The organism is Arthrobacter sp. MSA 4-2 (assembly GCF_016405885.1).
Taxonomy (GTDB): domain Bacteria; phylum Actinomycetota; class Actinomycetes; order Actinomycetales; family Micrococcaceae; genus Arthrobacter_D.
In genome coordinates this window covers 12,415-25,661 of record NZ_JAEKGC010000017.1, presented here as the reverse complement: position 1 = coordinate 25,661, position 13,247 = coordinate 12,415, and the positions used below count along the sequence as shown (strand labels likewise).

At 62.7% G+C, this 13,247-nt stretch carries 10 protein-coding genes and 1 pseudogene; 5 read left to right on the top strand and 6 right to left on the bottom strand.

From position 1 onward, the window contains the following. Window positions 1-170: 170 nt before the first annotated feature. Both I6N91_RS15955 and I6N91_RS15950 read left to right on the top strand, forming a co-directional pair. The gene (locus I6N91_RS15955) at window positions 171-1,067 is read left to right on the top strand and encodes a ketopantoate reductase family protein (RefSeq protein WP_198814188.1); all 897 of its coding nucleotides are present in this window, start codon (window positions 171-173) and stop codon (window positions 1,065-1,067) included. A 61-nt stretch (window positions 1,068-1,128) separates the two neighbouring features. After that, window positions 1,129-2,337, top strand: coding sequence for a cysteine desulfurase-like protein (locus I6N91_RS15950; RefSeq protein WP_198814186.1), 1,209 nt, complete (start codon window positions 1,129-1,131; stop codon window positions 2,335-2,337). Between the two features lie 1,594 nt (window positions 2,338-3,931). Here I6N91_RS15950 and I6N91_RS15945 read toward each other — a convergent pair. The 3 genes from I6N91_RS15945 to I6N91_RS15935 are packed head-to-tail and all read right to left on the bottom strand — an operon-like array spanning window position 3,932 to window position 7,334. After that, window positions 3,932-5,611, bottom strand: a complete 1,680-nt coding sequence (locus I6N91_RS15945) for a glycosyltransferase family 39 protein (protein WP_198814184.1) — start codon at window positions 5,609-5,611, stop codon at window positions 3,932-3,934. Next, window positions 5,608-6,900 (bottom strand): glycosyltransferase, encoded by a 1,293-nt coding sequence (locus tag I6N91_RS15940; protein WP_198814182.1) that lies wholly within the window; start codon window positions 6,898-6,900, stop codon window positions 5,608-5,610. The genes I6N91_RS15945 and I6N91_RS15940 overlap by 4 nt, the downstream gene beginning before the upstream one ends. After that, a complete protein-coding gene (locus I6N91_RS15935; protein WP_269823109.1) occupies window positions 6,897-7,334 on the bottom strand; it encodes a GtrA family protein in 438 nt (145 codons plus the stop codon). The genes I6N91_RS15940 and I6N91_RS15935 overlap by 4 nt, the downstream gene beginning before the upstream one ends. A gap of 779 nt (window positions 7,335-8,113) precedes the next feature. Between I6N91_RS15935 and I6N91_RS15930 the strand changes: the two genes are divergently transcribed. Together I6N91_RS15930 and I6N91_RS15925 are read left to right on the top strand one after the other, a co-directional pair. Continuing rightward, complete coding sequence (locus I6N91_RS15930; protein ID WP_198814178.1) at window positions 8,114-8,542, top strand: nucleotidyltransferase family protein; 429 nt, start codon at window positions 8,114-8,116, stop codon at window positions 8,540-8,542. 3 nt (window positions 8,543-8,545) lie between these two features. Then, a pseudogene (locus tag I6N91_RS15925) lies at window positions 8,546-8,881 on the top strand (GrpB family protein); the annotation flags it as partial. Window positions 8,882-9,073: 192 nt separating this feature from the next. Here the strand turns inward: I6N91_RS15925 and I6N91_RS15920 are convergent. After that, complete coding sequence (locus I6N91_RS15920; protein WP_233091948.1) at window positions 9,074-9,364, bottom strand: PLD nuclease N-terminal domain-containing protein; 291 nt, start codon at window positions 9,362-9,364, stop codon at window positions 9,074-9,076. Between the two features lie 1,107 nt (window positions 9,365-10,471). Next, the gene (locus I6N91_RS15915) at window positions 10,472-11,086 is read right to left on the bottom strand and encodes a carbohydrate binding domain-containing protein (RefSeq protein ID WP_198814175.1); all 615 of its coding nucleotides are present in this window, start codon (window positions 11,084-11,086) and stop codon (window positions 10,472-10,474) included. Window positions 11,087-11,711: 625 nt separating this feature from the next. On the opposite strand from I6N91_RS15915, the gene I6N91_RS15910 reads away from it, so the two are divergent. Further along, window positions 11,712-12,221 carry a hypothetical protein gene (locus I6N91_RS15910; protein ID WP_198814173.1) on the top strand — a complete coding sequence of 170 codons (510 nt, stop codon included), beginning with the start codon at window positions 11,712-11,714 and terminating at the stop codon, window positions 12,219-12,221. A gap of 380 nt (window positions 12,222-12,601) precedes the next feature. On the opposite strand, the gene I6N91_RS15905 is transcribed toward I6N91_RS15910, so the two are convergent. Further along, complete coding sequence (locus I6N91_RS15905; RefSeq protein ID WP_198814171.1) at window positions 12,602-13,246, bottom strand: GNAT family N-acetyltransferase; 645 nt, start codon at window positions 13,244-13,246, stop codon at window positions 12,602-12,604. Window position 13,247 lies beyond the last annotated feature (1 nt).

Genomic DNA, 13,247 nt, shown 5'->3' with positions numbered 1-13,247 from the left:
GGGTGTGACGTTACCCGCGGCTACAGACGGCTGGCCCGTTCATCCGCCTGCCACCCGCCACTGATAATGGGCAAGAGGGCCAAGCAGAGGAGCCACGTAGCTCACCGTGCGGGTCAACGTGCGGTGCGAGTTGGTCGTCATGTAGTTCGTTATTGAGGGAAGGAATCATTGTGCGGATACTCGTTGTAGGGGCAGGAGCCACCGGAGGCGCCTTCGGAACCCTGCTGCAGGAAGCAGGGCGGAACGTCACCTATCTCGTCCGTGATCGCAAGGCAGAAGCCTTGCGCCGTGACGGTTTACGGTTCGTATCCCCCGATGCCGACCGGACCCACCCGGTGCAGGTCCTCACGGCCGCCGACACGGCGCCCGCCTTCGATCTCGTGCTCATGGCGGTCAAGGCGACAGCCTTTTCCGCCGCGGTGACGGACGTTCACCCGTTCATTGACGCGAACACACGCATCCTTCCAATCCTCAACGGCATGGCGCACATCGACCAACTCCAAGCAGCGTATCCGGGACAGGTACTGGGCGGTCTGGCCCGCATCGTGGCGACCCTCGACGGGCACGTCGTTCACCAAAAGACGCCCATGACTTCACTCATGGTGGGTTCCCTGACAGAAAACCCGGTCCCGAACGACATCCGGGACGCACTCGACGTCCCGGGCACCGACTTCTCGGTTACCGATGACGTGGTGGGCGCCCTATGGGACAAATGGGCGTTCATCGCCGCTGCCAGCGTCGTCAACTGCCTGTTTCATGCTCCCATCGGCCGCATACTCGACGCCGGCGGCGAAGGCGCGATACGAGCGGCAATCGAGGAGCTCGAGGCCGTCGCCACCCAGTCCGGACACCCCGTGTCGGATCCGGCGCACCGTCAGGCAGTGGCGCTCCTGATCGACCCGGGATCCTCCTTCACCACGTCGCTGTACCGGGACCTCGCGGCAGGACTTCCATCGGAGCTTGACCATATCCTCGGCGACTACGCGCTCCGGGCCAAGGCGCTGCAGCAACCCACTCCGCTGCTCGACCTGGCACTCATCGCCATCAGAGCAAACCTCTCAAACTGATCCATCACGGCTCTTGCCCGCACCGTTTCCCGTTTCGACGTTCACCTGAGAAAGTGACGACATGACCTTCGACGTCGAGTCCTTCCGCGCGCACTTCCCCGCGCTGCTCAGCGGCACCGCATATTTCGACGGGCCCGGCGGAACGCAGACCCCCGCCGTCGTGGGAGCCGCGATAGCCGATGCCATCACCGGGCCGCTGTCCAACCGCGGCTTCGGAGTGGTCTCGGAGAGCAACGCCGAGTCGGCGGTCAGCGGATTCCGGGCGGCGATGGCCGACCTGCTCGGGGCGCATCCTCGCGGTGTCGTCTACGGGCGAAGCGCCACGCAACTCGGCTATGACTTCTCCCGCCACCTCGCCAAGACCTGGCAGCCAGGTGACGAGGTCGTGGTCTCACGCCTGGACCATGACGCCAATATCCGCCCCTGGCTGCAAGCAGCCGAGGTGGTCGGCGCCACCGTACGCTGGATCGATTTCGACCCGGAGACCACGGAGATCAACGAAGCGTCCCTCGCCGCCGCGATCACCGAGCGCACGAAGCTGGTAGCGATCACCGCCGCTTCGAACCTGCTCGGCACCAAACCGGCGGTGCGTCGCATCGCCGACGCCGCTCACACGGTCGGCGCACTGGTCTACGTGGACGGGGTGCACTACACCGCTCATGCGGCGGTCGACGTGAAGGCGCTGGGAGCTGACTTCTTCGCCTGTTCGCCCTACAAATTCCTCGGACCTCACTGCGGCGTTCTCGCGGCCGACCCGGAGCTGCTGGAGTCGCTGCAGCCGGACAAGCTGCTGCCGTCCACGAACGAGGTTCCTGAGCGGTTCGAGTTCGGCACCCTCCCGTACGAGATCATGGCCGGCGCCACGGCAGCCGTGGATTTCCTCGCCGCGATCGCGCCCGGTGACGCGACCGGACGCCGTGCGCGCCTTGTCGCATCCGCCCACGTCGTCGATGAGCACGAGCTCGCGTTGCGCTCGCGGATCGAGGCAGGGCTGGCCGATCTGGGCGACGCCGTCACGCTGCACTCCAAGGCGCAGGATCGGACACCGACACTGCTAGTGACGTTCCCGGGCCGGTCCTCCGCGAACGCTTACCGGTTCCTCGCGGATCGGAACATTCTGGCGCCGGCCGGCTCTTTCTACGCGTACGAGGCCTTCCGCCGCCTGAACCTTGAGGACAGCGCGGCCCTGCGAATAGGTCTGGCGCCGTACAACAACAACAACGACGTCGACCGCCTACTGGACGCGCTCGGCGAGTTTGTTGCGTCCTAGCGCGGGATAAGAGTTTCCCGTTGCACGGGTTGTGCGCCGATGCCTGCAGGGACGGCGAGCAGAATGCCGCCGGTTCGGATGGGTGAAGGGCGCCCCGGCCAGAACCCTGACCGAAGCGGCTGCGGCCGCCGAGCCGTTCTGGAGCGTCTCGAAAACCTAAAGCTTTCCAATACACCTAAGGGGGCTGCCCCGCGTTTGCTCGACTCCTGACTCAAACGGAGCCGACTGGGTAACTGCCATATGCCGGGGCCGAAGCGGCGGCCTCCGGATTCCACGGGGCCGAGGCATCCCGCTCCCATGAAATACCAACCCAACCACCAGATCCGGCACCCGCGCCGCACACATTGCGCCGATTTTGTCCACGACAGAGAACAGAAGGGCCCCTGACTAGGGAAAACATGTGCCCGAAGTGGGACTCTAACCGGACTCCAGGCCCCGGAAATCCGCCACTCCCCCGAAAAGATCAGTGATCCGGCCCGACCCGGCACCGGTAAGGCCCAGTCCGAGCCGGAAAGTATGGACACTGTCCACAATCCCAGTTCTCTCCACCGGAGCCCCCCAAACAGCCGCGCCCCCTTGTGACAGGGTCGAGCGCTTCTTTACAGGTGAAACGAGCTTTTCAGACCGAGCGCTCTTTTGCATCTGATCCGCCATCGGTCATCAGACGTCACCAACCAACGCCGACGAACCTCGGCCAGCTCCCATCCTCCCCTGTCCATGATCCTGCGGTGCTCGCACAGATCCCTCCGGTCCTCACCTTTGCTCTGGGTTCGGACCGTGACCACCCCGCCGTGGCCGACTCATCTACGGGGTATCCCATCCCGGGCGACCTACGGGATTTGACCTGATCTGCCTTACGACAACAGCGAAAGGCGGTTCCAACTGGATCGAGGACCTATATCCGCAAAACTGCGGGAAACCTTCGGATGACCTGCGGCCTCCGAGGCGATTTTGATTTATGGAATACATTATGATGCATACAAGTATGATCCCGAATATCTGCGGATTAGACTCGAGAATGAGATTTTCACTCGTAGAGACTTTGGCTACGACTACTAGGTTTTTCCACCGACACCACAACAGTCCATGCCCTGGAAAAAATGGGCTCCGCCGGAACATCCGGCATCCGGCCCAGACCGGCAACGGTAAGGCCCAGTCCGATACTCGACGTGTGGACACTGTCCACACCCGCGCTTCTCCCCACCAGGGCCTTGCCAGACAGCCGCACCTCGCATGGTCAGGGGGCGGCGCTCCTTTGCAGGGCGAAGCGAACTTATAGGACCGGGCGTACCTTCCCATCCGGTCCGGCATCGCGGGCATCGGTTGTCACCAACGAACGCAGACGAGACTCAATTAGCGCCCCGCCCTACCGTGTTCCGTGCTCCTGCCTGCCCGGCGCACCGCGTCGAGGCCGCGGAACAACGGAGGGCACCCGCGTACCCAGCCTGCTTCGCTCTTCACTTGTGCTTAAAGCGTCCAATGAACGGGAGGGCTAGCGGAACACCCTGGTCCTCCTCCCACCGACGCCACCGGCCCGGGGCCGATTAGCCGGGTCCTCACGCTACCGACTGAAGCCCAACCTTCCGGGCCGTGGTTACGGAGAGATAGTGGTGGTGGGTGCTTGGTCGGGATTTGCACGCATCCACTCCGGGTCGACCGGCTCCATGTCCGGATTCACCTTCAGCAGGCGAACCTGACGGCCCACAGGGCCCCAGGCTTTGACGAGCTCGCTGTGTGAGAGTGCGGCATACGCGAGAGGAGCCTCCTTCTTGCTGAGGATCTCACCTCCGACGAACACATCCATGGCGCGCCCCAGAAAAATGTAATCGATTTGCCGCCACTCGCCGGGCAGGTTTTTTTCACGGGCCTCGGGATCCCGGTCGAGCTTGAAGTGCCACAGCGGACCGGACCAGCCGTCCGCATTCCACCCCATCTCCACCATGTCGTTCCACACGTTGTCGTCGGTGAGGACCGTGGTGTCTCGGGGAAGGTTAGCGTCCACGAAAGCGAGGGCCGCCTGGTACGAAGCGTTCCGATTCTCGGTCACAGCAGCGGTGGACATTGCCGCCCAAGAGGGAGTGACAACGAATACGGACGCAGAAACCACGGCAGCGACCACCACACGGCCGGGCCACTTGATCGCTCCTTGAAATCGAGTGCTCGCGTTCTGCCAGAGCTTCCACGTGAGGTAGACGATGATCAATGCGAAAAACGGCAATGGTGTGATGATGTACATCGCTGGGATGTAGCCACCGCGCAGCGCCACCACCAAATACACCACCGGGACGAGCGCAATGCCACGCGCCTGCCGGAAGAAGAGCCCCACCAAACTCAGCAGCATCCCCGCGCAAATTAGGTAGGGATCTTGGCGCAGCCACTCCTCGAGGATGTTATTCGCTCCCGAGCCGTCAGCGAATATGAACCCTGCGCCGGCTCGGCCGTGGAGCTGCCAAACAATGGCGTCCCAGAGCGAGACGTGACCAGGCCCAGGAAACAGCTCGTTCTTGACGATAGCGAAAAGCACCCATCCGCTAATGAGCAGCGCCCCGGCTCCGAGGAACCCCACTAACGAAAAAGCCCGGGTCCGAGGCCACGAGGACACCCACAGGGCTACCAGTATCGCGGGCAACGCCACGGCCGCGGTCTCCTTACTCAGGACCGCCAGTCCAAACGCAGCTCCCGCAGCCACATGATGATGAAGCTTCGGCTTACCAGTGATCAGGGCGAAGCAGGCGAGCAGCCAGATCAGCGCGATGTTGTCTAGGAAGATCTGTCGCCCGTAGTGGACCGCTAACGGGGACAGTGCCCACACCAGCGGAGCCACGAGGGCCACGGGCTTTGCCATACCGAGGTTGCAGGAGATCTTATAAATCAGTGCAGCCGAACCTACCGCGATCAGAGTCATCATGCCGCGTCCCGCCGTCTGGATGGGAATGCCATCACCGCCCCACACCCACTGGAGCGGCTGAAGCAGCACGGCCATCTGCATCCACCCCACGGGCGGGTGGTCGTACCAGTAGGTGTAGTGCGCCACGTCTCCACGGTTGGCAACTGACCATGCCTGCGCAAAGTACGTACCCTCGTCGTCATTGCCGAACTCCGGGTAGCCGTGCAGGTTGACGCCATAGAGGATCGCGGTGAGCGTGAGGACCAGAGTCAGCGGGATCACCCGCAGCAGCAGGTAGCCAAGGCGCTTCAGATCAGCGAGATACCGGCCCGACGGACGCACCAGCGATACAGGGGTGGTGGAAGTGGACTTCTGCGCCACGGTCACGCCGCCCTCTTCAGCTTCTGAGCGTCAATGGTGCTGGCGGATGAGATGTTCAGGTGCGCCCCCGTGTGGGGAGTCTTGTCCCAATTGAAGTCCCGCCGCCTGAACTTCACCGCGGCGGCCACGGCGGAGTAAAGGAGTAGAGCCTGATAGAACGGCGTCGAGACGACCAAGCGCACGTAGTCCCGCAGTCCGATCCTGAAGTGCATGTCACGTCCGAACTCGCGCAGCGCCAGTATCTCGAAAGCCACGGTCAGCAGCAGCGGGATGAGCGGCACATAGGTAATGATCACGACGCCGGCGGGAAGGGAGAACGCGACTGCAGTGACGAAAGCGAGGGGCAGGAGCACCCCGGCCAGCGCCATGGCGTACTGCTGGACCAGTGTCCACCAACCTCCCAGGCGGCGCTGCCAGGTCGGAAGCTTCTTCCACTCGCCCTTGGCGAGCACCTGCATGAAGCCGAGACTCCACCGTGTCCGCTGCTTGACGAATGCCCTAACCGTCGTCGGCGCCTCCTCGAGCGTCGTGAGTTCTGGGTCGTAGACGCATACGGTGTGCTTCTTCATAACCGAGAGCCGCACGCCGATCTCGCAGTCCTCGGCCAGACAGTCGCTATCCCAACCGCCGACCTGTTCCAGGAGATGACGCCACACAAAGACGGTGTTCCCACCGAGCGGAATGAACCCGGAACTGGCGTGCCCGTGCAGGCGGGACCGAAACCAGATGCGGTATTCCAGGCAATTGCGCAGCGTGAACCAACGACTCCGGTAGTTGACCAGGTGAACCGCTCCCTGGACGACGTCCGCACCGGTGAGCTGGAACGTGGCGTCGATCCGAGCGAGCAGTCCAGGAGCGGTTAGGGACTCAGCATCGACGATCCCAACGATCTCCCCCGTGCAGAGCTGAAGCGCCGAGTTGAGCTGACGGGGCTTGTTCTTGATTGGATCGCCATTGACTGAAACCCGGATGCGCTGAGGGTACAGAGCGGCGAGCATCCGAGCGCGGTCGGCCGTGTCGACATCGTCGTCGCCTACGGAGAGGATTATTTCGACTCTGCGGTGGGTCTGGTCCAGCAACCTCTGAACGGTAGCGGCCATGACATCGTAGGGTTCGTCGCGGCAGGGAATGATGACCGAAAAGGAGTGCCGATTAAGCACACCGCCGGCAGGGAAGTTGGTCGACTCGTAATTCTCGGGAGTCAGCCACGCGTGGAGCATCCACCACATTGTTCCTGCGCAAACGGCGAACAACATGACAGTGCCGAGCAACAGGACGAAGATCAACACGCTCATGCGTGAATCGCCTTCTTGCCATTGCGGTGTCCGCGGTGACGGGCGGCCGGCTTGACCACCCTGGGACGGTAGACCACCCGGCTCACGAACAGGAACCGAAGGATGAATGCAATGCCCAGCGTGGCCCCCTGGGAAAGCAGTGCCCCGACGCGCATGGTCTCGACGAGGAGGATCTGCAGCGGCAGCCGGACCAGCGCCTCTGCGTTATTGAACAACAGGGTTTTAGTCAGGCGGCCCGGCTTGGATCCGGCCCCGTCCCGCAGATCGCCGAACACGAACCGCTCGTGGAGCACGAAGTTGTGCAGGATGGAGACCTGAGCTGCGATGACCGCGGCGGCAACATAGTTGAGGTTGACCACGTCATGAACAAGCAGTGCCATAACCAGCAGGTTGACCATGGTCCCGAAAGCTCCCACCGCGACAAACCGGCTCATCCGGAAGATAGAGCGCACTCGGTTGCGCCAACTTCCCTTGCTGAACAGTGTGGATAGAACCATGTACCCATCGGAACTTCCCCGCCCCACGTTGACGCCCGTCGCTGACATGACCGCGCCCTGAGGCTTGCGCGGGGAACAATTAGGACCAACGGGAGGGCCTAGGCGGGCGCCGTCAACACCTGTGATAACTGTGAATGGGAAGATGGTCGCTCCCTTGCCCTGGCTACGGCCATAATGGTGTGCTGCGGTGCAGGCACTCACAGCAGCGTCGCGTGGGAGTGCCCTCTGTCAGTAGGGAGAAAAAGTTTGTGGGCTAGCGGCCCCAGACTCGTGGTGTGAACGGGTCATCCACCCGGACCAGCGATTGTGGCCTGTCGAGTTTTGGAACGCAATTTCAGCGCCGTCTGCCGACGGTAAATTCAGCCTAGGTTGCCCCTACCCGCACTTATAGCAAAGGGAGTACCTGTTTTGACCGGCAGGCTACTTGGTACCCCCGTTATCCTTCATCCGTACGGGAAGGGAACCCATGTTGAGCTTGGCACCGCGATCACTCAAGGCAGCAGGACAATCCTGCATTCCCCGGAGGAAGTCCTCAGCAACCCTGAGACCACCAGCACGTTCTCCCACCTACCCGAGGTGGAGAAGTGCCACGGAACTCTGGATGACCTCTTAGCTATGATCGTTGGCCGGGAAGCGACCGTTGCCGCTGTCTGACTCGATTCGTGTCGCAGCGAGGGATCCCCAGCGGGGCTGCCGCGGCGGATAGCATCCCTCTCATGACACCAAGGCTGAAAGCTCGGCGGCGGGCTGCCCAGCAGATCATCAGGGAGGTCGCTGCCTGGGCGGAGCAGGAAACCCAAGTAAGAGCGGTTGCTCTCGTGGGGTCCTACGCCCGAGGAGCTGAGCGAATGGCCAGCGATGTCGACCTGATGGTGTTGGGTGACACCCCCGAAACCCTTGAAGACGCGCATTGGTTCGAACAACTCCGTCCGGGGGCGCGTCTGATCCGATCCAAGGCATCGGGGCCGGTCCGCGAACGCAGATACCGGTTGTCCTCGGGACTGATCGTCGAGCTGGGCATCGCTCCCTCGAGCTGGGCTGACGTCCCCTTGGACGAAGGAACGCGTCGTGTGCTCGGCGACGGCCACCGCATCCTGTACGACACAGGGCTCCTCGGAAAGGCTTCCGCTACCGTCCTCAGGTAAAGGATGGGGTTGCTAGCTGAAGACACGACGAATCAAAAGGCTCGTACCGAGCACCGGTACACAGGGACTCATGAGGGGCAGAAGACACCGAACTACGGGCCCTGGAATATTCGGGTGCGCCGGGGAGCATCCCACGGATACGCCTACCCTGTTCATGTGACGGATCGACACCGCGGGGGCGTCAAGGTCGTAGCCTACTCGCCCGACTGGCCACCCCTGTTTCAGGGCGTTGCCGCCGCACTCCACACGGCCCGGCGCGGGGTGCCCATCCCTCCCATCGAGCATGTCGGTTCCACCGCCGTACCCGGTCTGTCGGCCAAACCGATCCTCGATATCGACATCATCGTCGACCGCGGGGTGGTTCCCGGGACATCCTGGCGGGCTCCGACCTCACATCCGCCGAAAAGGACAAGATCTACAACCTCAACGCCGGTCCATGAGGCGGGATTGCCCCCAGGGCCGGAAGCCGAACTGCCCCACGTCGCGTTCGGTCCGCCCGGAGAACCGCCCGTCGAGGATCCCGCAGTGCGCCTATCGGCCGTCGCGGTTCCCGGTCGTTGGCGCAATGCTCTGCAGGTTGCTCGGAGTCGGTGCGGCGCTGCGCCGGCCAACGACGAACCAGGAAGCCGGACCGAGGATGGGGAAAGCGAGCACAATCAAAACCCAGACGGCCTGCGCCGTGCTGGTCAGGTGGCGGGACCGCGCGATGCTGATGAGGGCCACCACGACAATGGCGACCGCCAGCGCACCGGCTCCCTGCGCGCTGAGCTCCCACGCATCCGGAATCACCGGGTTCAAACTATCCTCGGCTGTTGCCACCATCTCGACCCCCATCGTTGCACCACTGAACACCCCACTGCTGCACCTACCTTAGCGATACCGACAGGCGAGACCGCCCCGGGTTGCCTTGACTTCTGACCAGACGGAGCAGGCAGGGTCTTATCTCCACATGACAGGGTCTGAGGGCCGCCCTCGGATCCCACGTCGCCGCATCCTGTGCGTGTGTAGCCGCCAGCGAGCAGACGGGAGGTCACCCCAACCTAGGTCTGCTCGTAGCGATGGTGCTCATCAGTCGCCAACCTACGGTGGCTCCCTCGCCTGAACTGCCCGAGGAGGATGACCGGGTCCTAAACCGCAGCCGCAGTCATGCAGCTACAGGGCCGCTCCCCCATGAAGTAGTAAGAAAGCCCAAACCGGGCTTCGCGACAGAAAGTCAGCACCCAGCCCCCAGAAAACTCCAAAACAGCCACCAGAACCGGCACCCGGACCGCAGAATTGGGCCGGCTGTCCACAGTCAGAGAGCAAAAGGGCCTCTGACTAGTGGAAACATGTGCCCGAAGTGGGACTCGATCCGGACTCCAGGCCCCGGAAATCCGCCACTCCCCCGCAAACATCCGCAATCCGGCCCAGTCCGGCACCGGTACGGCCCAGTCCGAGACCCGAAGTGTGGACGCTGTCCACACCCCAGGGACTCCGGCAAATAGTCCGGCAGCGGGGACCCAGAGCGGAGAGGGTCGTACTGCGCGTCGAAGGCGCATTCAACTTTCCCCACGGCTCGACCATGACGACGAATCTTGGCCCGCTCGGGCGCTGAGGGAGCCACGCTCTCCGACGGGGCGTGGCTAGGCTGGATCTGCACCATGAAAGCAGTGGTTGCTATCTCCCCCGCCTGGCGTTCTTCACCAGAAAGAAACCCGATATGAAAAGAAGCGTCGGCACGACCAACCACCACGTCGTAGGGGCAGCCCCGCGCCCTTCACCGAACTTACTGAACGGTTCCCCAATGGGGCCATCGGCTATCGCGGTGATAACCCCGACGATGAGAACGATGCCTCCTAGGCAGAGAAGGACAATACCCGTCAATACTGTCCAGCCTCTGCTTGGAACCTCCGAACCGGAAGTGTAGCTCCATACACTTCCTCGCTCCGCTTAGCCGCCGGTTACCGAGCAGTTGTCGTAGACGATATTTCCTGTAAGCGTCGTTTGATTTGTCGAGTAGACCTGGGGAATTATGCGTTCCCCTGATTTCGCCGCCGTCCCGGTGACGCTGATTTTCGTCCAGACCTTGGCCGGGAGGCTGGTTATTGTCTTGGAAGTCAATTGGACCCTGGTGGAATAGTCCTGAGGGTATTCGAGCAATCGCATGGTGAGGTTCAGGTTCGTTCCTGTTGCGTACACCCAGCATGAGGCGGTGTAGGGCTTGCCCTGTCTGCTGTTCGTGATGACCGAATGGTGGGCTAGGCCGGTTCTCCCCGGACTGCTGGAGGTGGCCGTCACGCGCAGGGCCTTGGCACCCTCGTGTTTCGGGCTGGTCACCGGGGTCAGGCTTCCGGTGGAGTAGGCCTTCCATCCACCCGTCCCCAGTTCAAAGCCGGGATCGGGCAGCATTTCGCGCGAGACATAGGTCAGCACCCCACAGTCACTGGACGTAAAGATGCGGCGCTGAGCGACGGCAATGTGTCCCAGGGCTGCATGACAGCTTTGTATCGTGGTGCTGCGCACGGCGCCGGTCACCTCGTCCAAGGCGATCAGATGCGCGGGCACGCCGTTGTGGGGAGCGGCGAGAATCCAGACAAGACCGTTCTCAACAACGGGTCCGGGATAATTCGACTACTCTGTATCACTCGCATATGGCCCCTTGAACCCCGAAACAGCGAAGACTTTGAGCCGACGGTTTTCCGGCGACAGTGTAGACGCTCCGCTGCCGCACGGCTATGTGGGGACTGCCGCATCTGCTCGCCAGCGAACGAGCCCGTCGAACAGTCCCTCGGTACACATCTGCCGAGGTCAGCGCGAGGGATCATGACCCTGGATGGCGTGAGAAGTGAACTATCTGACGACCCCTATGAGCGGCGATGACGCCGACTGCCCGTTCTTCAGCTCACCCGCCAGCACCGGTCCCGCAGAGGACTGTTACTTCTTACGCGATGCACTGGCTTGGAACTTTGGCTAGTGTTCGAGGGGCGGCGGGGATAAAGTCGGAGTTGTTTGGCGACGTCCGTCTTCGACGACCTCACGACGTCGTGCGCGTCCGTCGCTACCTCGCGACCGCGATGCGACGGGTGGCCGTCTCATACTGCATGCTTGAGTCTCGGAGCGGCGATGCGGACGAGAGTTGCCCCGACTGGTACCCGGCCTTCATGGTGCAGGCGGTAAGGGAGGCAGAACCATGAGATTGGTGAGAAACGCGGGTGTCGGCTTGCTGGCGGGCGCACTCGGCACCGCGGCGATGGATTTGGTGCTCTATCAGCGGTACCGCCGCAGCGGCGGCAAGTCCGGGATCTGGCGTTGGGAGTTTGCCAGCGACGTCACAAGTTGGGAGAACGCCTCGGCTCCGGGGCAGCTCGGGCGGAAAGCGTTACGACTTTCCACGGGGCACGAACCGCCACCTGAGTGGGCTCGGGCTACGACCAACATCATGCACTGGGCGACAGGTGTGGGATGGGGTGGGCAATACGGTGCGGTGGCAAGTTTGGCGTCATTGCACCCGTGGGTGAGGCGGGTCGCGTTTGTTCCTGTGGTGTGGCTGTCCGGCTACGTCGTGCTCCCGTTGGCGAAGGTGTACAAGCCGATCTGGGCCTACGACGCACGGACGCTTCGCGACGATCTGTCCGCGCACATCGTGTATGGCGCCGTCGTGAGTGCGGTCTTCGCCGTACTAACGAAGGAGGAACGATAAGCGGCGCGTGCAAACTAAGCCGCTGCCGGCGACTCGCCTTCGGGCCTCGGAAGTACCTTGCCGTGAAGGTAGCCCGGGACCGTGAACACGGGGAAGTTGTTCACCACATCGACTACCGGGGTGCCCCTAGTCGCTCGGCCGTTCACCGGAGATGCCCAGCTTCTCGACAAGCGCCTCGCTAGCCACCTCGGCAGCAGCGTACTTGCGCGGCCAGGAAGGTGTCGTGGTCCGCCCCCTGAGTCCAGGCGGACCACATGAGCTCGCCGGTCTGACCAATTTTTTCTTCGAGACTCCGTGGGGACAGGTCATCGAGGTGCTGACGTTCAACAGCCCTCGTGCCTATGAGGCGGACACCAGCGTCAGCCTCTGGGGCCCGGGCCCTAGCCTCGCTGATCGCTAGGTGTCACAAGCCCGGATCGGGTCATCAGCGGATCCGGCTCGACCCCGCACCCAGCTGCCCATTCCCGGTCCAGTATCGCGAAAGCACACTCGCTTCCCCACACCCCTTTGAAGAAGATGTTCTCTTGGAAATACGCCTCCCTCCGCATTCCCACCCGGTCGAGAAGCAGGGCCGCGGAATAGTTCAGGGCGTCGGTGACCGCGGTGAGGCGGCGGAGGTGCAGTGTCCCGAAGGCGTAGCCGAGCAATCCCCGAACTGCCTCAAGGCCATAGCCGTTCCCCTGATGCTCGGGCGCGAGGGTGAACCCTAATTCGGCCATACTCGGTTCGGTGTCATTCACCTTCAATGCGAGGTCGCCAATGAGTGCGCCGCCCTCGCGCTCCTCGAGGGCGAACTGATACCACTGCCCCGGCACGCCCGGTAGGGCGCCCTGCATCGAGTCGATAAGGGCTCGGCCCTGTTCGATGGTGTAATTACTCCAGCTTTGGTACCGCTCAACGTCGGGATGGGCTCGATAGGCGGTGAAGGTCCCAGCGTCCGCCGCAACAAACGGGCGGACGCGAAGACGGGGTGTTTCGAAATGGACAGGGATGGACCCTGATCGGGAGCGCTGGCTTATGGTCATT